An 18,256-nucleotide genomic window follows, 5' to 3' on the forward strand; every position below is an offset into this window, starting at 1 on the left:
TCCTTGGCTTTTTTATTTTTCTTCCTCAAACAAGAATTACCGGCACAACCTATATTTTATGATTTTACATACAAAAACGATAATACATGTTTACGTCCTAATAAAAAGGGTATGTATTAAATTAACAGGGCAAAGAAACTGGAGGGAATGAAAAAATATGAATTAAAGTTTCACTTTATAAAAGACATTGCTCAAGGATGATTCTGAAACCGATAATATAATGTAAGGAGCGGATTAGAATGAGTAAAAAAATTGCTATTTTAATAACGGATTATTTCGAGGACACAGAATACACAGAGCCAGTAGAAGCTTTTAATGAAAAGGGATATGAATTAACAACTATTGAAATGGAAAAAGGTAAAACGGTACACGGTAAACAAGGAAAAAGTGAAGTCGTAATTGATAAAAATATTGATGATGTTTCTCCAGAGAACTTTGATGCCCTCTTCATACCAGGCGGATTTTCCCCAGATATACTTCGTGCAGATGAACGTTTTGTTCGCTTTAGCAAAGCATTTATGGATGCGAAAAAACCTGTTTTTGCTATTTGTCACGGCCCCCAATTACTCATCACTGCACAAACACTTGAAGGACGCGATGTGACTGGATATAAATCCATTACGGTCGACTTGAAAAATGCTGGTGGACATTTTCATGACAAAGAGGTTGTCGTATGCCAAAATCAGCTAGTAACAAGTAGACAACCCGAGGATATCCCAGCGTTTATTGAAGAATCATTGCGTATATTAGGATAGTTATTAGAGGTTAGCCAAAATAGCTGTTTAGCTACTTTGGTTAACCTTTTGATTTGTATAAAAAACAAAAAGAATCTCATTTTCAATAATCTTTTGAGACACCCTCTTTTCTTGCCCCAAAATTTCTAATCACTTTTCATAGGCATTTCTCATATAGTGAAAATGACTATACGATTCCTATCCATAAGTTAAATAATGATTTTACACATATATAAATAAAAAAAGATGGGAGCCTTAATCATGAATAACAATCCACTTTCAACGCCCCAAGACAACTCCGAAAACAATAGCCGTGACATTACACTGCAAACATTAAGGGTCATCGGACTCGTCGTCCTTATTAGTGGTTATATCCTCGTTGCGCTCTCTGAAGTAGGTGAGCTGAAAGTCTTATTAACAAACCCAAATAGCAATCCTGATTTAGCTGAAGTTGATCCGTTTTAAAAGCCATATGAAAAGCGATTTCTATCATCGCTTTTCATATAGTTTTATCCAATCTGAGAAACTTCCCTTTCATCTTCATACTTCTCTTTCCCTATCGCCTTCATAAATAATAAAATACTACTCATACCAACGATAAAGTACAGAGCACTCATGCCCCAAGATGCAAGAAACGAGCCTAGCATAACACCTAATGCCCCGTTCATTTTTGCCACTTGAAAGACCATTCCGTTAATCGCCATGTATGAACCTCTTGCCTCATTTGGCACCATATCTGCCATAATAGATTGACGTACTGGCACATACATCATCTCACCTACCGTTTGGAAAAGCCCTGCAATTAATAAGATCCATAAGCTATTGCTCGTTCCAAGTATTGTAAATCCAATTGTATAAATGAATAAACCTACATATAAGATTTTCAAATCGTTGAAGCTTTTCAGCATTTTAATCAGGAGTGCCGAACATAACACAACTAAAATGGTATTCTCTGCTGAAATCCAGCTCATCATTCGAATACCTGTTAAATCAAACGTAACACCATTCCCAAAGAAAAAGTGCACCGTTTCAAATTCCTGCTGCAAACGTACTCCTAAATAATTATTAACCTGAAACTCTAAAGATAATGTACATATACTTGCTGCACAAAAAATTAAAAACGCTCTATCTTTCATTACGACTTTATAACTATCCACCATATCTTTTAATACATTTTTCTTCTCCGCCGTTTTCCGTACTACATACACTTCTTCCATATATACAGCCATCACATATAAAGTAATAACTGCAATCACTGTTAATCCAATAAACAATTGCAATCTATAGTTTTCAAATAGTAATCCTCCAAATATCGCTCCAATTGCAATTGATAAATTAATCGCCCAGTAGTTAATACTGTACATCATTTTTCGATTTTCCGGTGTACTCACGTCGATTAACATCGCCTCTGTCGCAGGGTTCATAAGTCCAGATCCTAAACTATTCACTAACATAAATACAAATGTTAGCCACGGTGAATCTACATAATTTGAATTGGCAATCCCCATACAAGCAATGGAAATGACTTGTATACTTTGACCGATAATCATCACCTTTTTACGACCAAGCCGATCCCCAACATATCCACCATATAAACCAATTACTAATGAAGCTATGACATTAATGAGTAGTAACGCACCAGCAATCGTACTACCTAATTTTATTGAAAAATAAATCGCCATAAATGGAAAAATCATCGTGGACACAGTACGTGTTAAAAACGAAGTTATAATTCTAATCTTGATATTTCGATGCATACTCCAAAAACCCATTGTTTTCCCCTCCTTATGCTTACTTATTTTACTTTGAAAAAAAGGAAGGAAAAGGTTAGAATATTCTAAAGAGTTTCCCCTTTTATGATAGAAGGAAGTGTATATATGAAAATTATGGACTATTACATTAGACTAAGACTACATGCACAGGATCAACAACATATGCGAAATAGCTTACAAGAATTAGCGGATGTTTTATATTGCAGTACGAAAAACGTAAAGATTTTATTAAAGAAAATGAGTGAGGAACAATTAATTCGTTGGACTCCAGGGCGTGGCCGCGGGAATAAAACAGAAATCCTATTTATACATAATTTCGTAGAAGCGATTGAATGCTATACAGATGAACTGTTAGCACAAGAAAAATTAAAGGATGTTTTTCTTCTTTTAAAAGAACCGCTCCCCCTTGCACTTCAAAAAAAGATAGAGAATAAACTACATCATCATTTTGGATATGAACCTTCAAATGATATGTATGACATATTAAAGATTCCTATATCGAGAAAAATCTTCCCATTAGATCCGGCTTTTGTCGCTGTAACTACAGAGAGCCATCTTACGAGTCAAATTTTTGACACGTTAGTCGTTTATAACGATGTTACTGAGAAAATGGAGCCACACATTGCGCATACGTGGGAATTAAGTGCAGACGGGCTTACGTGGACCTTTTATTTACGAAAGGATATATATTTTCATAACGAAACAGTTTTAACTTCTACAGATGTACAATTTTCATTTGAACGATTAAGGCAAGTTCACTCTCCTTTCGAATGGTTAATAGAAGAAATTGTTCAAATTGAAACACCATCACCACTGCAAATTCGATTCCATTTAGCAAAACCCAACTTATTTTTTTTACACTATGTAAGTTCCATGCAACTAGCAATTTTGCCGCGTGATGCTAGTATTCAAAATCATCATTATATAGGTACTGGCCCTTTCAAACTTGCTCATTACTCTGAAGATAATATCGTACTCGAAGCGTTCACCCATTATTTTAAAGAGCGCGCGTTATTAGACCGTATTGAATTTTGGGGTATTCCCGATCATGTGCAAATAGATGCTGATTATGAACTACCAAATGAAGAGGAAAATGAAAGGCATGATATACAAATAGAAGAAATAGGTTGTATTTATGCTAGCTTCAACTTTAAAAAACCTGGTCCTCATCACGACATGTACTTTCGAAAAGCTTGGAGAGAACTATATGACGTTGAAACGATACTTCGTAGCATAGATGGTAGACGAACAATTGCTGCATCAAGCTTTTTCCCTGAAAGAAGCCGCCAAGCTACTAAAAGGTCCTACTCTTTAGAAAAAGCGAAGGAGTATTTAAAAAAGAGCACCTATAATGGCGAAACGATACATATTTACTTCTTCGCATTTAAAGACAGTGCAAATGACGCAGATTTCCTAAAAGAACGTTGCGGACAATTAGGAATACACGTAGAACTTCACCCATTTCTCGTTTCAGATTATATGGATCATTCTATCGATAAGCACGCCGATATTATTTTCATGGGAGAAGTATTTGCTGCCAATCATGAACTCGCATTCTTAAATGTGTTTAAAAATAAAAGTTGCTTCGTAAATCGGTTCATGGACCCGCACTATGAAAACCAAATTAACTGTTTACTTGATACCTTTTTATTAGAAGAAAATAAAGAGAAGCGCTATGAGCTCATGTATGAAATCGAAGAATTTTTACAAGCAGAGCACATCATTTTATTTAACTATCACATTTTAAAAAGAAAAACATATCCCTCTTCTTTAAAGAACGTAACAATTGATTCATTCGGCTGGGCAAATTTTGCGAAGTTATGGATACAGCCATCCCCGCATTAAATACGGGGATGGCTTTAATCATTGAATGACTTCTTCTAAATGATTCTTCAAGTTCTCTAAATACGTATCAATTGTAGGATTCTTCACCACATCATAACAAGCAAAACTCTTTAACGGACTCATACCAAGAAACTTCTGTACGCGATATAAGTGGCTAAGCGCTGACTCTAAACTTTCCCCTTCAAAGAACTTCGTCTTATCTCCAAATGCTTTCTCCGGTGCGTTCCAAGTTGTAGAAAACATATACTCTTTCTCTTTTAATAAACCACCTGTTCCATATTCATCAGCACCTTTAAAGAACAAACCGTATGCATATACTTCATCCATATATGTTTTAAATAATCCAGGTACACTAAACCAATAAATCGGCGTTTGATAAATTACAACATCAGCCCATAAAAACTTATCTTGTTCTTCTTTCATATTGTAACCATCTTGAATCGTTGTCGTTTTTACATAATGATTCTCGCTTAATACCGTTACCATATAATCAACTAACGTTCTATTTAAACGTCCTTCTTTCGTACCGTATTTTTCATGTCCATTTATAATGAATATATTTTTCATTGCTTTTCTCTCCCTTATATAATTTACTCTTCAGCTATTAACCCAAGTTGCTGTTTCAGCGTAAGATTATCTTCTAAATGCCAGTCTTCCGTTATCTTTCCGTCTTTCACATGTAAAATATCAATAGCAAAAAAATTGATTTTCTTATCATTATGCGTTCCTGTAAAAGAAAGACGAGCTGTTACTTTATCATCAACGACTAATAAATCTTCAATCTCGCAATGTATGTTAGGAACGACTTTATGAAAATTTTGTGCCGCAAGCTTTAATCCTTCCGTTCCTTGTGGTCGCCCTTTCGGCAATGTATTATCGAAAAATTTTTCAGTAACAGTCTGCGGAATAAGCTCCTCCTTACCTGTATCCCAAAATGCATAAAAACGCTGCGCTGCATGAACCATTTCGGTCGCTTCCTTTTTACTTAGTGAGGGATCAATTGTCATTACTTTTGGCTTTGGCATTTCTTTTAATAACTGGACTTCCGTTTTTTCTTCCACGCCGCATGCTACAAGTACAATGCAAACAATAAACAAACTAAGGAATCCAACCAACTTTTTTATCCCCATGAAAATCACCTCCCCTTCATCTAATCCCTTTGTATTTCGTATTGCTATTGTATATGCATTAACTTCCTTGATGGAAGTAGTGATATTTTTTTCATATAGTTACCAAAAGTATAGTTTTGTGATACTATAAAGCAAATTCATTCAAAAAAATTTTATGGAGGCTAGTTCCATGAACAATATAGATCCAGTTGAATTAACGAAAGGTTTACCTGGCATACCTTGTCCTATCGCTAAAACGCTTGATGTAATTCGTACAAAATGGACGTTTTTAATCATTCGTGACCTTCTTATCGAAGGAACATTGCGCTTTAGTGATTTACAAAAATCAATGGACGGGATTAGTCCGAAAACATTATCGCTTCGACTAAAAGAACTAGAGTCTCAAGGGATTATAACGAGAAGAGTATATCCAGAAGTTCCGCCTCGTGTAGAGTACACATTAACGGATAAAGGAAAGCAATTAGAGGGAATTTTCATTGAATTAAAACGGTTTGGATTAAGTTTATAAAGTGAAACTTTAATCAGCCCTCACCAATCGGACTTTAATGGGCAGCCCGATCCCCACCTAACTTCTTTGCTTTCACTGAATTTTGAGGTGAGGGTCTTACTGCCCATTAAAGCGGGATAAAACAAAAACCCCTTACCGTCGTAAGGGGTTTTATTACTTCGCAAAACTTTCAGCTAGCTGTTTCTCTCTCCACATAAACGTGATACCGAGACCAACTATTAAAACAACTCCTGAAAATGCATATGGATAATGAATATTCATATCAAATAATATTCCGCCCATCGCTGGTCCTGCGATATTTCCTAAACTCGTATAAGTCGAGTTCATACCAGCAACGAATCCTTGCTCTTTCCCGGCTGCTTTTGATAAAAACGTCGTTAAAGCTGGACGAAGTAAATCAAATGCTAAGAAAATAAAGCAAGTAACAAGAAGTACAATCCAATAATTAAAGACTACAGTTGAAACAAACGCTAATACTGCACCTACAATTAAACATATTTGAATTAACACTTTTTCACCGAACATGTCGACCAATTTGCCAAACATAAATACTTGCACAACTACCCCAAAGATGGAGCTAATCGTAATAATTGCCGCAATATCTTTCGGCGTAAATCCAAACTTATGATCAGAAAACAGACTAAACACAGTTTCATACGCTGATAATCCGAATGCGAGTACAAATACGATAATAAATGCAATTGCATACATTGGATGTAATGATTTCTTTAAATCACCAATAAAACTTGATTCTTTCGTATTAGCAGAAATCTCTGCAAGCTCTTCCTTCGTTAACGGCTCTTTCAAAATAAAGATCGAAATTACACATGCTATAAAGGCAATTGCTGCTGCAACGAAAAACGGCACACGTATACCGTATTCTGCAATAAATCCGCCAATTCCTGGCCCTATAATAAATCCAGTACTAATTGCCGCAGATAAATATCCCATCGCCTTTGGACGTTCTTGCATAGAGGTAATATCCGCAACATATGCCGTAACACCAGGCATAATAAACGCAGCACTAATTCCGCCTAACACCCGTGCTACATAAAGCATCCACACATCTTTTCCTAATCCAAAAAGAAGTTCTGAAACACCAAAAATAAATAATCCAATGATGATCATTTTCTTCCTGCCGTAAAGATCAACCCACCGGCCTGTAATAGGAGACGTAATAAGCTGAGCCATTGCAAACACTGCAACGAGATATCCCATCGTCTTCCCTGTTAAACTCATGTCATTCATAAAGGACGGCATAACCGGAATGATTAATCCAATCCCTAAAAAAGCGATAAATATATTACTCAAAAGAATGACCAATACCATCTTTTGTTCTTTTATCGGTTTCTTCACTTTTTAACACCTCTTCCCGTAAGTTCCTCAAAAAATAATGCCCAAGAACCTTTTTCTTTATCCTGCTATTTGTGGGCTAATCATGAATAGAGATGCCTCCACTCATTAGAATTTCACACTATCCTTCCACACATACATAAGCATTAGGTGAATGACTATCATTCAGTTTTCCTCAAAAATGAACCTACCTTTTCAGACAGGTTCATCTTACTATTTCTTTATATGTAGTGCATGTGTTAAAAAATCTAGTACTTCTGCCTTTTGTAGCTCGACTTGCTCTTCATCTTTATGATCATATAAATAAACTTGTTCCGCTGCTGACTCAACAAGAGCGATAAATAACTTCGCTGTTCGCTCTGCGTGAACCGAATCACGAATTTCACCAGCTTCTTTCGCCTCACTTAAAAACTCGCTTAGCCACATATAAAGAGGCTCATACACGGCTTCCCATTCTTTTATATGTTCTGTAGATGCAAGACCCGCATACATTAAAGCTTGTATTTCACGATATTCCGCTATAAAGTGAAACACCGCATCTATTACTTGCGTAACTTTACTTGAGAAAGGCGCATCGTTTTGCACTTTTTCTTTCACTGCAAGTATCATCTTTTCAACCATCACTTCTGCTATTGCAGGCATAACAGATAACTTAGAAGGAAAATATAAATAGAAAGTTCCTTGTGCAATGCCAGCTAATTTCACGATATCAGAAATCTTCGTTTTTTCAACGCCCTTTTCCTGAAACACTTCAATAGCTGCATAGACAATTTTCTCTTTTTTATTCATCATCTAAACCCTTTCAAACACGTATTGAATGACTGTCACTCATTTTATAAAATAACTAGCTGTACTGTCAATTATCGTGCACTTTTTATAACAAAAATCTCCTAACGACTTGTTAGGAGATACAGTATATTTTTACGAAAGAGCCTTTAATCCTGTCACTCCGCATACAATAAGAGCCACACTAATGATACGTGCTTTACTTTTCGACTCACCAAATAGGAACATGTTTAATAAAACGGCACCTGCCGTTCCAATACCAATCCAAACCGCATACGCGACACTTACTTGTAAGAATAAGAAAGATGTATACAAGAATGCGAAGGATGTAGCAAACCCGCCTATATAAAGTGCACCATTTGTTAACGTCTTATCTTTACTATACATTTTCAGACCGATTACACCGACTATTTCACTAATTGCAGCACAAAATACGAAAAACCAACCCATCTTTAAGCAGCTCCTTCCACAGTTTCTTCTTTATTATCAGCTAACTTTAAACCGATAACGCCAGCTACAACCATCACGATAAAGAATAGTTTCCCTACGCTGAAACTCCCGCCGAAAAGGAATACATCCATTAAGAAAGTCCCTACCGTACCAGCTCCGGCAAAAATGGCATATACAGTTCCTGTCGCAAGATGTTCACACGCTTTAGAAAGAAAGTGAAAATCAACAGCGATAACGCCTAAAATAATAATCCAATGCCACCAAGTATCGGCCGTATTAAACCCAAACACCCAAAAAATTTCAAAGATACATGTTAATATGACATATAACCAAGCTCTATTTTTCATACCTCTCACCCTTTATGACTGACTATCAGTCATTTTTATTTTAAAAAATATTACCTTTCATCTCTACTATATATAAACAACTATCATCCTCATTTACCATTGTATTTGTTCCGTTTCTAAGCTAACTACATCCTGCTACATAAAAAATGACTGAATGTCATTCATAAATATTGTACATGAATATTTTAAAAACTGTCAATGCCGAAAGTTTATTTAAAATTTATTTCATCCGATTTGTATATTTCCTAATAATCTGTCAATAATGCTAGTAACATAATATTTTCTCCACTCCCCCTTGGAGAGATCCCTTGAATAGAGCAGTTAGCTTTTGCTAGCTGCTCTTTTTTATTTACCAGCACACTGTGAGATTAAATCCATTTTTATCATATATTTTCTATTTACTTTCTAAAGAGGCTTTGTATGCAATAATTTTATTCTCAAGCATCTTTTCTGTAATGACTAAGTTTTCTCTTTGCATCTGAATAGATTTCCTATGATCTTCTAGGAGCTGTAAACGAGCTTCCGTTGTATGCTCCCCTTCTAAATATAACTTAGCGTATTCTCTTATTTTCGCTATCGGCATTTGCGTTTGTTTTAATTTCATGACAAACTGCAACCACTTTATATGTGACTCTTCATAAAGTCGATTCCCATTTGCATCGCGATTTGCAATTAATAGATTTTCCTTTTCATAATAACGTAATGTATGTGTGCTCACTCCTAATAATTTAGCCACCTCGCTAATTGTATACATACCCTAACTCCCTCCACATGCTTATCCTCATATATTTTATAGCCTAATCAAATTGATAAATAACATTTGACTTAGAGTATACTCTAACAAATAAAATCTAACCATAATATATTTATTTGAACTTAGGGGGATTTTATATGGAATACACTGTTATTACTGGCGCTAGTTCTGGAATTGGCTATGAATCGGCTTTAGCCTTTGCATCTCGTGGAAAAAACTTAATACTTGTCGCTCGAAGACAAGTAGAATTAGACGGATTAAAATTAAAAATTAATGAAATGAATCCAGAATTGGATGTTGTTATTCGAAGAACGGATTTATCTATCACGGAAAATGTTTATAAGCTTTATGAAGGCCTACAATCTTTTCAAATTGAAACGTGGATTAACAACGCAGGGTTTGGTAATTTCGCCTCAATTGCTGAACAAAATTTAAATAAAATTGAAACGATGTTACATGTAAATATAGAAGCACTAACAATACTCTCTTCTCTTTTCGTTCGAGATTATTCAATGGTTGATGGCACACAACTTATTAACGTTTCATCAGGCGGTGGATACACAATCGTTGCTGATGCTGTTACGTATTGCGCTACGAAATTCTATGTAAGTGCATTTACAGAGGGTTTATCTCACGAATTGAAAGAACAAGGTGCAAAACTGCAAGCAAAGGTTTTAGCACCTGGTGCAACTGAAACAGAATTTGCAAAACGTTCATTTGATATTGATGAATTCCAATACGATAATGTTGTACCGAAATTCCACACTGCAAAACAAATGGCACAATTTATGCTTGATCTTTACGACAGTGATAAAGTTGTAGGGCTTGTCGATGGTTATACTTATAACTATGAGCTTAAAAATCCCATTTTTAATTTTGCAGTAAGAAAAACGAATTCAAGTTCTTAATTCCCCCTAAACTATAGAGTCCCACTATTACCTAAATAATAGTGGGACTTTTTTTCTCTGAAAATTTCACCCAACATACCGAATCATCGCCACCTCATCACAATAATCAACCTTTGGACAATGTCTACAATCAATCCATACTTTCTCTGGTAACGCCTCTCTATTCACAAAATCAAACCCGCACTTTTGAAAAAATTCCGTTTCATATGTTAAAGAAATGACTCTATTCACTTTTATTTTCGCTGCCTCATTTATTACATGGTTCACTAACATACGTCCGATTCCTTTTCCTGCATATGTATGCGAAACGACTAATGATCGGACTTCTGCAAGATCCTCCCCTAACACATGTAAACCAGCAACTCCAACAATTTCTTCCCCTTCTTTCATAACATATAAACATTGTAAATATTGATAGAGAGACAAAAGCGAACGTGGTAAAACAACTCCCTCTTTTGCATAAACTTCAATGAGACTATAAATTTCTTTCACATCACTCGTAACCGCATTAAAGATTTTCATATTTTATCCCCTTGCCCCTGATATTAATATTTATAAAAATAAATGAATTTTAATACATAATTTTATATAATAATACATCTCTCCTTTCTCCTCGTCAATCACTTTATACAAACAAAAAACCGAGCAATCTAATCGATGCTCGGTTCCTCATTCCGTATCGGCAATACCGTCGAATATTTAATTTCACGAAGTGCTAAACTCGTCTGTATCCTTGTAATCCCAAGCTTATTCAGCTTTCTAATAAAATGCTCCAGCTCTTTACGATCACGATTTGCAACCTTTAATAAATAATCATACTCTCCTGTTAAACAGTGACATTCTAACACTTCCGGCATCGCTTCTAATTCTTTTTCCAACACGTCAAGTTTATCCGATTTATGAATATTCGTACTCATAAAAATGAAGCATAACAAATCAAAACCAAGCTTTTCTTGATTTAAAATGGCTACTTGCTTATCAATGAACCCTTCTCCATCTAATCTTTTTATTCTCGCATGCATCGCAGCTGGTGATAAATTAACGCGTCGCGCAAGCTCTGCATTACTTACTTGTGACTCCTTCTGCAATATATCTAAAATTTGTACGTCTAAATCATCTAACACTTTAATAACTGACGACTCCATCAAAATTCCCCCTTTTTATTACCGATGATTATTCGAAAAAACACCTTACAATCTTTATAAAACTGAATATTTTTCTGCAAATAGTATTCAAAACAAAATATCTTATCGATTTTTTTCTATTATACAAAAGAATATATTACATAATAAAGAAAAATGCTAAAATTATTTAAAATTCACATTGATTACAACAACAAAGGGGATTGTAATATGCCTTATTTTTATGTCTTTTTACTATTACTAACGAGCTTATTATGGGGAGGAAATTTCGTCGTTGGAAAATCGCTCGTTGATCACGCGTCTCCGATGACACTTACAAGTTTAAGATGGATGATTGCGATTGTTTGTTTATTACCGATGGTTTGGTTTAAAGAAAAGAAAATCATTCCACCCCGTGCTGCAATACTTCCTTTAATACTAATGGGGATTTCAGGGGTCGCTCTTTTTAACATCTTTCAATTTTTAGCACTAGAAAAAACATCCGCAACGAATGTAGGGCTTATTTCTACATTAAATGCGATTTCAATAGCACTATTTTCAGTATTATTTCTAAAAGAAAAGGTAAATACACTTCAAATTCTATCCATGATTCTTTCATTTTTTGGGGTTATTCTTGTCCTATTAAAAGGTAACTTTGCACTTTTATTTTCACTACATTTTAATAGTGGCGATTTATGGATGATTGCGGCTGTTTGTATTTGGGGAATGTATTCTGTTTGTAGTAAATGGGCAACAAAAACAACTACACCGCTCATGGCAACATTATACTCTGGTATTTTCGGTGTTATTTTATTACTACCATTTAACATTGGGAGCTTCACTGTTACAAATATAAATACTTCTTTCATCACATCCCTTTTATATACAGGGCTTATTTCTACCGTGCTATGTATGGTGTTTTGGAATATTGGCGTACAAAAATTAGGAGCTACAACATCCGGAATTTTTCTAAATTTCAACCCGATTTTCACAGCTATTTTAGCATTTCTTTTCCTCGGTGAAGAACTAACGTGGATACAAATTGTAGGGACAATGATCGTTGTGACAGGATGCTATTTATTTTCCCACTTCAAAACGGTTGCTGTTCAGCCAACTAGATCTTTAATGCGAAAACATTCTTAACAAAAAAATGTCGCCACCAAAGTGGCGATATTTTTATTTACCTTTCATTTCTTTCACATACTGCTTTTCTTCTTCTGGCGATAAACGTTCTGTTGCCTTTCCAGTATCACCACCTTGAATTTCCCACAAAAAGTTATGCTCCTCAACCGTTTGTGAAAAATCCCCTTTCTCCCAGCGCTCTAATGTGGCAAGTAACTTTGATTTATATTTAAAATTTGTACTACTTTCTACTGCCTTCTTGGCACTAATAATTTCCTTATTTGTCATTTCAATAAATCCCCATTTTTCAGAGGATTTCACTTTTTGATGTACCATTCTATGCATGGTAGAAATAATTTCATCCTCACTAAATTGTGGCTTCTCTTCCGCAACTTTCTTATCCTGTTGGCTCATCACTTTTTGTGTTTTAAGACTCTTCTCCTCTTCCTCTATATAATTTAGAAGTTTAGTAACACCGAATACAGCTCCTATCGCAATTACAACCATTGTAATTGCCCCTATTATCCATTTTTTCATATTATGTACTCCCCATTCCCCTAATAATCACATAAACAAATGGAATCGCCTGCGCACAGCCGATTCCATTTGTTTCCTTATTTCATTTTAAACCTTCATCGCTTCTCGTACAATATAACTATCCACATATTGCTTGAATTTTACGATTTTTCCGTTTTTAAGCTGCCATACATGAACAAAATTTGCTTCAAATGATTTTCCCGTTTCTTTATAAACTCCTGAATAAATACCCTCAGCAATAATTACATCTTTTCCGTTTACTTCATGATACATATTTATACTCGCTTTATAATCATCCCATTCTGATCCTAATCGGCTAAATACATTTTCCATTATTGCTTCTACACCTATATAAGTTCCCCCGTATGGGAATCCTTCTGCCTCTGTCCACTCTACTTTTTCAGAGAGGGCTTCTGCTAAATGTTTTGCATTCGAAGAAGCTGAACCTTCATATGTACTTCGAATAATTTCTAAGTTTGATTTAGGCATGTTACTTCCTCCCGTTTTATTTATTTTTTACACAAGATGTAATCATTGCAGTTACATCTTGTGTAAAAAAATATTTAAATTGTTTTATTCTTAATTCACATGTTGTAATCATTATAGTTACAATTATGATTCAAGTCAACAATTTATAAATAATTTTACTTCGTTTTCATTACTTTTTCTTTTAAGAAACGATCTACATACCCTTCTGCTTTTACAACGAATAAATACGCACCCATTGCTAGTAATGCAAGATCTAATTCATATCCTGGATTCTTTCCATCTCCTAATAAACCTGCTGCTCCATTTACCTTTACGATAGCTCCAGCTAAAATAAGAGCGAATAACAATCCTACATATTTTACTCCTAAACCGATAATTAACAAGATGCCACCAACTAATTCAACTGTTGCTACGCCGTATGCAAGACCACCTGGTAAGCCGATACTTGTAAACCATCCTGCTACGTTATCGATACCTGATTGAAACTTCGCTAAACCGTGTGCAAAGAATGTCACTCCTAACACGATGCGAATAATTAAATTCCCAATATATTGGTTCATTTTGAACTCTCCTTTTTGTTTTGTTATGGTGAACTTTTATTTACAAGTCAAAACAATACGGTATTTCATTTCATTCGTCAAATACTTTTTTAAAGAAAACAAAAAACATTATCCCATTTACGGATAATGTTTTCTTACAAAATAGCGCTAATGCAAGCTTTTACTCTATCGCACAAAAAAGTTGAAACATTTTTCCAGCGCCAACATACGACAATAAAGACAAGTCTTCTTCTACAACCATTCCAACAACATTCACTTTCTTATCTACAGACAAATCCTGTACAACAACCTGCATCTCCCCAGCATATCTACCATACAATTCATTATCAATTGTAATGCTACCCTTTTTTCTTACAATGGTATGCATCGGCTGTACAATCACCTTGTTTTCTTCTCGCGATTCTACAGAGCGAATAACATCACGAGCTGGATCTAGTCTGTTTGTATGCACTTGTTCTACCATTTTTAATACTTCACTTTTCTCTATCAACGGCTCATATCGCAGCGGAATAATTCCTCTGCTCGCACTCGCTATTTCTTGTACACTTTCTACACTTCCGCTTATATCCCCAATTAACACCTTATCGACACCACAATCTTGTACAAGTTCTAAGTACGCTTCCAGCGGGCGCATATTACGGTGCTTTTCTAACGTTGGTAAGCCTTCATATAGCGGACCACGTTTTTCACCGTCTCCCGGAATAAATGCCATCGTTTTTATGCCACACTCATGTAAGTATTCGTTTTGTTTTTGTAAGAAAGACTTTGCTAGTCCTGTTTCTGGACGCGGATAAAAATTATGCCACGCTTCTACATTCTCTACCTTTATATTTTCTATGATTAACTCTTTCCAAAATGAATCTGTAATCGTACTCGCATTTAAAGCTACTTTCATTTTATGAGATACGCGTGCGATTTCTTTTGGCGCAATGCCGTAGTCCATTCGTAAACCAGTAATGCCCCAGTCTACTAGCTCTTCGACATTTTCGTACGTCATACCTAAATGGTGTAACGATTTTGGAGAAACATCGACCATTAATTCCATTTCATATTTGAGAGCCTGTTTCCCAAGTATTTGAATTAATTCTTTATACGTACCAGGGTCATCTTCAGGAATGTGCAATGATGTAAAAATAGATGAAAACCCGTTTTCCTTCGCTACTTTTAGCCACTTTTCTTGTTTCTTTACTCGTTCTTTTGCAAGATAAATTGAAACTCCTATCATATGAATCTCCCTTTCTATGAATAGAAAAAGAGAAAGGAATCCCTTTCTCTATATGTTTTCTGCCATTTCTTCTTTAAATCCGAAGAAGTACGTAAAGATGAATCCGAACGTATATGCCACTACTAATCCAAGGAAATATAATAAATATTTATTATCAGCAATTAACGGAATTAGTGATAATCCTGATACGCCAATTCCGAGTGCGGCTGTTTTCATAACTGCTTGGAATGCACCGCCAACTGCTGCTCCTAAACAAGCTGTAAGAAACGGTTTCCCAAGTGGTAATGTAACCCCGTATAATAACGGTTCGCCAATTCCTAAAAAGCCAACTGGTAATGCACCTTTAATTACGTTACGAAGTCGTTTGTTTTTTGTTTTCACAAAAATCGCAATCGCCGCTCCTACTTGCCCAGCACCTGCCATTGCTAGTACTGGTAATAAAGGCGTTACGTGCGTTTGATTAATAAACTCCATATGAATCGGTGTCAAACCGTGATGTAATCCGACCATAACGAGTGGTAAAAATGTTCCCGCAAGCACTGCTCCCGCAAACGCTCCACCGATACTTAAAATACCGTTAATTCCGCTCGTAATCCCTTCAGATAAGAAACCTGCTACCGGCTGAATCGCTAACATCGTTACGATACTTACTACTAATACAGTAATGAGTGGTGTCACGATAATATCAACTGCATTTGGCACTGCTTTTCGAACTTGTCTTTCCACTACTACCATAAGCCACGCTGCAAAAATAACGGCAAACAATCCGCCCCGTCCGGGTACGAGCGCTTCACCAAATAACTTTACATTCGCCATCGCCGGGTTAAAAATTAAAATACCAGCAATTGCCCCAAGAACTGGTGTCCCGCCAAATTCTTTCGCTGTATTCCAGCCGACTAAAATTCCTAAGAATGTAAAGATACCGCCACCAATGAGTAGTAGCATTTGTAGCCACGTTGCATTTGGATCAGCACCTGCGTTTTTCGCAAAGTTAGCGACCCCGTTTATAATTCCTGATGCAACAAGACCTGGAATTAACGGAATAAAAATACTTCCTATTTTTCGTAAAAAGTTTTTCACTGGTGTATTATTTTTCTTCTTCCTCTCTGACTTCATTTCTTGCCCAAGATCTTCAAGGTGATGATCTGCCACCTCACCAATTCGCAGTCCCGTTAAACCTTCCATTTCAGCTGCTACTTTATTTACTGTCCCTGGTCCAACAACAACTTGAAGCGTCTCATCTTCAATAACGCCCATAACCCCTTCAACCTTTTTCAAAAGGTCCATATTCACTTTACTTTCATCATGAAGCGTTAATCGTAGTCTCGTCATACAATGAGCAATGCCACGAATATTCTTTACTCCCCCAAGTTGCTCTGAAATTTCTCTGGCCATTCTCTCTTCTTTCTTCATAATAGAATCCCCTCCCTATTATTTTATAGTGCCTTCTTCACAAACCCTTTCGCTTCTTTTAATTTCTTCAGTGCTTCCCCATACTCACACTGCAATAACACCATAACAATCGCAGCTTTCACATTACGTTCTGCTTTTTCATAATACTCCGCTGCTACTTCATAACTAACCCCTGTTGCTTCCACAATAATTCGTTTTGATCGTTCTACTAATTTTTCATTTGTAGATTGAACATCTACCATTAAGTTTTTATATACTTTCCCAACACCAATCATAGAAGCTGTTGAAATCATATTCAGCACTAATTTTTGCGCTGTACCAGCTTTCAAACGTGTTGAGCCTGTTAAAATTTCTGCACCTGTTTCTACTTCCACATTTAATTTTGCATATTTACTTATTTCAGCATTTTTATTACAGGAGACACTAGCTGTACTCGCTCCCACGCTATGTGCGTATTTCAAGCCGCCAATTACATAAGGAGTTCGACCACTTGCCGCAATTCCAATCACTGTATCTTTCTCGTTTAATCCAATACTTTTTAAATCTTCTTCTGCTAACTCTTCGCGATCTTCGGCACCTTCCACCGCCTTAGTAAACGCTTTCAATCCACCTGCTATAAATCCTTGCACCATTTTATCATCTGTGCCAAATGTCGGCGGACATTCCACCGCATCCAAAATACCTAAACGGCCACTCGTACCAGCCCCAATGTAAATTAATCGGCCTTCATCTTCAAAGGATTTAATGACAATCTGTACAACCTTTTCAATTTCTTCTATTTCATTTTCAACTGCTAACGCAACAGTTTGATCTTCTTCATTCATACTTTGCAAAACTTCTTTTATGCTCATCTCATCTAAATTCATCGTCTTCTCATTACGATGTTCTGTCGATAAATTTTCTAACATATTACCACCCTCTTTGAAATTTAATTTCATACTTTCATTATAGCTTTAAGAAATTTAAAATCAATATCACTTTATTATTTTATGAAATTTTATTTCTTTTCATGACGAATTTATCCCACTTTAACTGGCAGTAAGACCCCCACCTCAAATTCAGCGAAAGCAAAGAAGATAGGTGGGGGATCAACTGCCTGTAAAAGTCCGATTGGTTCAACTAATAATAAGTGGGGGATGCCCCCCCACTTATTAAAGTTTCACTTTATGTCAGCACGCAAAAAAAGATGGGTTTCCCCATCC

Annotated in this window: 22 protein-coding genes; 6 read left to right on the forward strand and 16 right to left on the reverse strand. The window is 35.8% G+C overall.

Features of this window, described 5'->3' with window-relative positions:
• Positions 1-239 precede the first annotated feature (239 nt).
• Together ACXVYO_RS17250 and ACXVYO_RS17255 are read left to right on the forward strand one after the other, a co-directional pair.
• Positions 240-755, forward strand: a complete 516-nt coding sequence (locus ACXVYO_RS17250; RefSeq protein ID WP_458467969.1) for a type 1 glutamine amidotransferase domain-containing protein — start codon at positions 240-242, stop codon at positions 753-755.
• A 240-nt stretch (positions 756-995) separates the two neighbouring features.
• Positions 996-1,199, forward strand: a complete 204-nt coding sequence (locus ACXVYO_RS17255; RefSeq protein ID WP_458467970.1) for a hypothetical protein — start codon at positions 996-998, stop codon at positions 1,197-1,199.
• A 44-nt stretch (positions 1,200-1,243) separates the two neighbouring features.
• Here ACXVYO_RS17255 and ACXVYO_RS17260 read toward each other — a convergent pair whose 3' ends face one another.
• Positions 1,244-2,506: an MDR family MFS transporter gene (locus ACXVYO_RS17260; protein ID WP_458467971.1), complete on the reverse strand. Its 1,263-nt coding sequence runs from the start codon at positions 2,504-2,506 to the stop codon at positions 1,244-1,246.
• An 84-nt stretch (positions 2,507-2,590) separates the two neighbouring features.
• Between ACXVYO_RS17260 and ACXVYO_RS17265 the strand changes: the two genes are divergently transcribed.
• Positions 2,591-4,351, forward strand: a complete 1,761-nt coding sequence (locus tag ACXVYO_RS17265; protein ID WP_458467972.1) for an SgrR family transcriptional regulator — start codon at positions 2,591-2,593, stop codon at positions 4,349-4,351.
• Between the two features lie 18 nt (positions 4,352-4,369).
• On the opposite strand, the gene ACXVYO_RS17270 is transcribed toward ACXVYO_RS17265, so the two are convergent.
• A complete protein-coding gene (locus tag ACXVYO_RS17270; protein ID WP_458467973.1) occupies positions 4,370-4,918 on the reverse strand; it encodes an NAD(P)H-dependent oxidoreductase in 549 nt (182 codons plus the stop codon).
• Between the two features lie 23 nt (positions 4,919-4,941).
• A complete protein-coding gene (locus tag ACXVYO_RS17275) occupies positions 4,942-5,481 on the reverse strand; it encodes an ester cyclase (RefSeq protein ID WP_458467974.1) in 540 nt (179 codons plus the stop codon).
• Positions 5,482-5,650: 169 nt separating this feature from the next.
• On the opposite strand from ACXVYO_RS17275, the gene ACXVYO_RS17280 reads away from it, so the two are divergent.
• Positions 5,651-5,989 carry a winged helix-turn-helix transcriptional regulator gene (locus ACXVYO_RS17280; RefSeq protein WP_458467975.1) on the forward strand — a complete coding sequence of 113 codons (339 nt, stop codon included), beginning with the start codon at positions 5,651-5,653 and terminating at the stop codon, positions 5,987-5,989.
• Positions 5,990-6,142: 153 nt separating this feature from the next.
• On the opposite strand, the gene ACXVYO_RS17285 is transcribed toward ACXVYO_RS17280, so the two are convergent.
• The 5 genes from ACXVYO_RS17285 to ACXVYO_RS17305 all read right to left on the reverse strand — a co-directional run bounded on the left by ACXVYO_RS17285 (position 6,143) and on the right by ACXVYO_RS17305 (position 9,679).
• Positions 6,143-7,345, reverse strand: a complete 1,203-nt coding sequence (locus tag ACXVYO_RS17285) for an MFS transporter (RefSeq protein ID WP_061677864.1) — start codon at positions 7,343-7,345, stop codon at positions 6,143-6,145.
• 210 nt (positions 7,346-7,555) lie between these two features.
• The gene (locus ACXVYO_RS17290; RefSeq protein ID WP_048562455.1) at positions 7,556-8,134 is read right to left on the reverse strand and encodes a TetR family transcriptional regulator; all 579 of its coding nucleotides are present in this window, start codon (positions 8,132-8,134) and stop codon (positions 7,556-7,558) included.
• Between the two features lie 129 nt (positions 8,135-8,263).
• On the reverse strand, positions 8,264-8,578 hold the full coding sequence (locus ACXVYO_RS17295; RefSeq protein WP_073518843.1) for a DMT family transporter: 315 nt from the start codon (positions 8,576-8,578) through the stop codon (positions 8,264-8,266).
• Positions 8,579-8,580: 2 nt separating this feature from the next.
• On the reverse strand, positions 8,581-8,925 hold the full coding sequence (locus ACXVYO_RS17300; RefSeq protein WP_000796014.1) for a DMT family transporter: 345 nt from the start codon (positions 8,923-8,925) through the stop codon (positions 8,581-8,583).
• A 394-nt stretch (positions 8,926-9,319) separates the two neighbouring features.
• A complete protein-coding gene (locus tag ACXVYO_RS17305) occupies positions 9,320-9,679 on the reverse strand; it encodes a MerR family transcriptional regulator (protein ID WP_458467976.1) in 360 nt (119 codons plus the stop codon).
• A 137-nt stretch (positions 9,680-9,816) separates the two neighbouring features.
• Here ACXVYO_RS17305 and ACXVYO_RS17310 point away from each other — a divergent pair, with 137 nt between their 5' ends.
• Positions 9,817-10,587 carry an SDR family NAD(P)-dependent oxidoreductase gene (locus tag ACXVYO_RS17310; protein ID WP_458467977.1) on the forward strand — a complete coding sequence of 257 codons (771 nt, stop codon included), beginning with the start codon at positions 9,817-9,819 and terminating at the stop codon, positions 10,585-10,587.
• 66 nt (positions 10,588-10,653) lie between these two features.
• Here the strand turns inward: ACXVYO_RS17310 and ACXVYO_RS17315 are convergent, their stop codons facing one another.
• Both ACXVYO_RS17315 and ACXVYO_RS17320 read right to left on the reverse strand, forming a co-directional pair.
• Positions 10,654-11,109 carry an N-acetyltransferase gene (locus ACXVYO_RS17315; RefSeq protein ID WP_048562458.1) on the reverse strand — a complete coding sequence of 152 codons (456 nt, stop codon included), beginning with the start codon at positions 11,107-11,109 and terminating at the stop codon, positions 10,654-10,656.
• A 128-nt stretch (positions 11,110-11,237) separates the two neighbouring features.
• Positions 11,238-11,732, reverse strand: a complete 495-nt coding sequence (locus tag ACXVYO_RS17320) for an Lrp/AsnC family transcriptional regulator (protein ID WP_073518839.1) — start codon at positions 11,730-11,732, stop codon at positions 11,238-11,240.
• 207 nt (positions 11,733-11,939) lie between these two features.
• On the opposite strand from ACXVYO_RS17320, the gene ACXVYO_RS17325 reads away from it, so the two are divergent.
• On the forward strand, positions 11,940-12,851 hold the full coding sequence (locus ACXVYO_RS17325) for a DMT family transporter (RefSeq protein WP_458467978.1): 912 nt from the start codon (positions 11,940-11,942) through the stop codon (positions 12,849-12,851).
• Between the two features lie 33 nt (positions 12,852-12,884).
• Here the strand turns inward: ACXVYO_RS17325 and ACXVYO_RS17330 are convergent, their stop codons facing one another.
• The 6 genes from ACXVYO_RS17330 to murQ form a co-directional block, all read right to left on the reverse strand.
• Entirely contained in the window at positions 12,885-13,367 is a 483-nt protein-coding gene (locus ACXVYO_RS17330) for a PRK06770 family protein (protein WP_458467979.1), read from the reverse strand.
• Between the two features lie 87 nt (positions 13,368-13,454).
• Positions 13,455-13,856 carry a nuclear transport factor 2 family protein gene (locus ACXVYO_RS17335; protein ID WP_458467980.1) on the reverse strand — a complete coding sequence of 134 codons (402 nt, stop codon included), beginning with the start codon at positions 13,854-13,856 and terminating at the stop codon, positions 13,455-13,457.
• A gap of 155 nt (positions 13,857-14,011) precedes the next feature.
• Positions 14,012-14,416 (reverse strand): DoxX family protein, encoded by a 405-nt coding sequence (locus tag ACXVYO_RS17340; protein ID WP_001077744.1) that lies wholly within the window; start codon positions 14,414-14,416, stop codon positions 14,012-14,014.
• 160 nt (positions 14,417-14,576) lie between these two features.
• Entirely contained in the window at positions 14,577-15,641 is a 1,065-nt protein-coding gene (locus ACXVYO_RS17345; protein WP_458467981.1) for a DUF871 domain-containing protein, read from the reverse strand.
• 48 nt (positions 15,642-15,689) lie between these two features.
• Entirely contained in the window at positions 15,690-17,054 is a 1,365-nt protein-coding gene (locus ACXVYO_RS17350; protein ID WP_063263498.1) for a PTS transporter subunit EIIC, read from the reverse strand.
• A 23-nt stretch (positions 17,055-17,077) separates the two neighbouring features.
• Complete coding sequence (gene murQ / locus ACXVYO_RS17355) at positions 17,078-17,962, reverse strand: N-acetylmuramic acid 6-phosphate etherase (RefSeq protein ID WP_458467982.1); 885 nt, start codon at positions 17,960-17,962, stop codon at positions 17,078-17,080.
• Positions 17,963-18,256 lie beyond the last annotated feature (294 nt).

The sequence above is a fragment of the Bacillus sp. BC08 genome (assembly GCF_054326875.1).

Excerpts from the sequence above, each read along its gene's own strand:
- ACXVYO_RS17250 (WP_458467969.1), top strand. The coding sequence starts at position 240 with ATGAGTAAAAAAATTGCTATTTTAATAACGGATTATTTCGAGGACACA.
- ACXVYO_RS17255 (WP_458467970.1), top strand. The coding sequence starts at position 996 with ATGAATAACAATCCACTTTCAACGCCCCAAGACAACTCCGAAAACAAT.
- ACXVYO_RS17260 (WP_458467971.1), bottom strand. The coding sequence starts at position 2,506 with ATGGGTTTTTGGAGTATGCATCGAAATATCAAGATTAGAATTATAACT.
- ACXVYO_RS17265 (WP_458467972.1), top strand. The coding sequence starts at position 2,591 with ATGATAGAAGGAAGTGTATATATGAAAATTATGGACTATTACATTAGA.
- ACXVYO_RS17270 (WP_458467973.1), bottom strand. The coding sequence starts at position 4,918 with ATGAAAAATATATTCATTATAAATGGACATGAAAAATACGGTACGAAA.
- ACXVYO_RS17275 (WP_458467974.1), bottom strand. The coding sequence starts at position 5,481 with ATGGGGATAAAAAAGTTGGTTGGATTCCTTAGTTTGTTTATTGTTTGC.
- ACXVYO_RS17280 (WP_458467975.1), top strand. The coding sequence starts at position 5,651 with ATGAACAATATAGATCCAGTTGAATTAACGAAAGGTTTACCTGGCATA.
- ACXVYO_RS17290 (WP_048562455.1), bottom strand. The coding sequence starts at position 8,134 with ATGATGAATAAAAAAGAGAAAATTGTCTATGCAGCTATTGAAGTGTTT.
- ACXVYO_RS17295 (WP_073518843.1), bottom strand. The coding sequence starts at position 8,578 with ATGGGTTGGTTTTTCGTATTTTGTGCTGCAATTAGTGAAATAGTCGGT.
- ACXVYO_RS17300 (WP_000796014.1), bottom strand. The coding sequence starts at position 8,925 with ATGAAAAATAGAGCTTGGTTATATGTCATATTAACATGTATCTTTGAA.
- ACXVYO_RS17305 (WP_458467976.1), bottom strand. The coding sequence starts at position 9,679 with ATGTATACAATTAGCGAGGTGGCTAAATTATTAGGAGTGAGCACACAT.
- ACXVYO_RS17310 (WP_458467977.1), top strand. The coding sequence starts at position 9,817 with ATGGAATACACTGTTATTACTGGCGCTAGTTCTGGAATTGGCTATGAA.
- ACXVYO_RS17315 (WP_048562458.1), bottom strand. The coding sequence starts at position 11,109 with ATGAAAATCTTTAATGCGGTTACGAGTGATGTGAAAGAAATTTATAGT.
- ACXVYO_RS17320 (WP_073518839.1), bottom strand. The coding sequence starts at position 11,732 with ATGGAGTCGTCAGTTATTAAAGTGTTAGATGATTTAGACGTACAAATT.
- ACXVYO_RS17325 (WP_458467978.1), top strand. The coding sequence starts at position 11,940 with ATGCCTTATTTTTATGTCTTTTTACTATTACTAACGAGCTTATTATGG.
- ACXVYO_RS17330 (WP_458467979.1), bottom strand. The coding sequence starts at position 13,367 with ATGAAAAAATGGATAATAGGGGCAATTACAATGGTTGTAATTGCGATA.
- ACXVYO_RS17335 (WP_458467980.1), bottom strand. The coding sequence starts at position 13,856 with ATGCCTAAATCAAACTTAGAAATTATTCGAAGTACATATGAAGGTTCA.
- ACXVYO_RS17340 (WP_001077744.1), bottom strand. The coding sequence starts at position 14,416 with ATGAACCAATATATTGGGAATTTAATTATTCGCATCGTGTTAGGAGTG.
- ACXVYO_RS17345 (WP_458467981.1), bottom strand. The coding sequence starts at position 15,641 with ATGATAGGAGTTTCAATTTATCTTGCAAAAGAACGAGTAAAGAAACAA.
- ACXVYO_RS17350 (WP_063263498.1), bottom strand. The coding sequence starts at position 17,054 with ATGAAGAAAGAAGAGAGAATGGCCAGAGAAATTTCAGAGCAACTTGGG.
- murQ (WP_458467982.1), bottom strand. The coding sequence starts at position 17,962 with ATGTTAGAAAATTTATCGACAGAACATCGTAATGAGAAGACGATGAAT.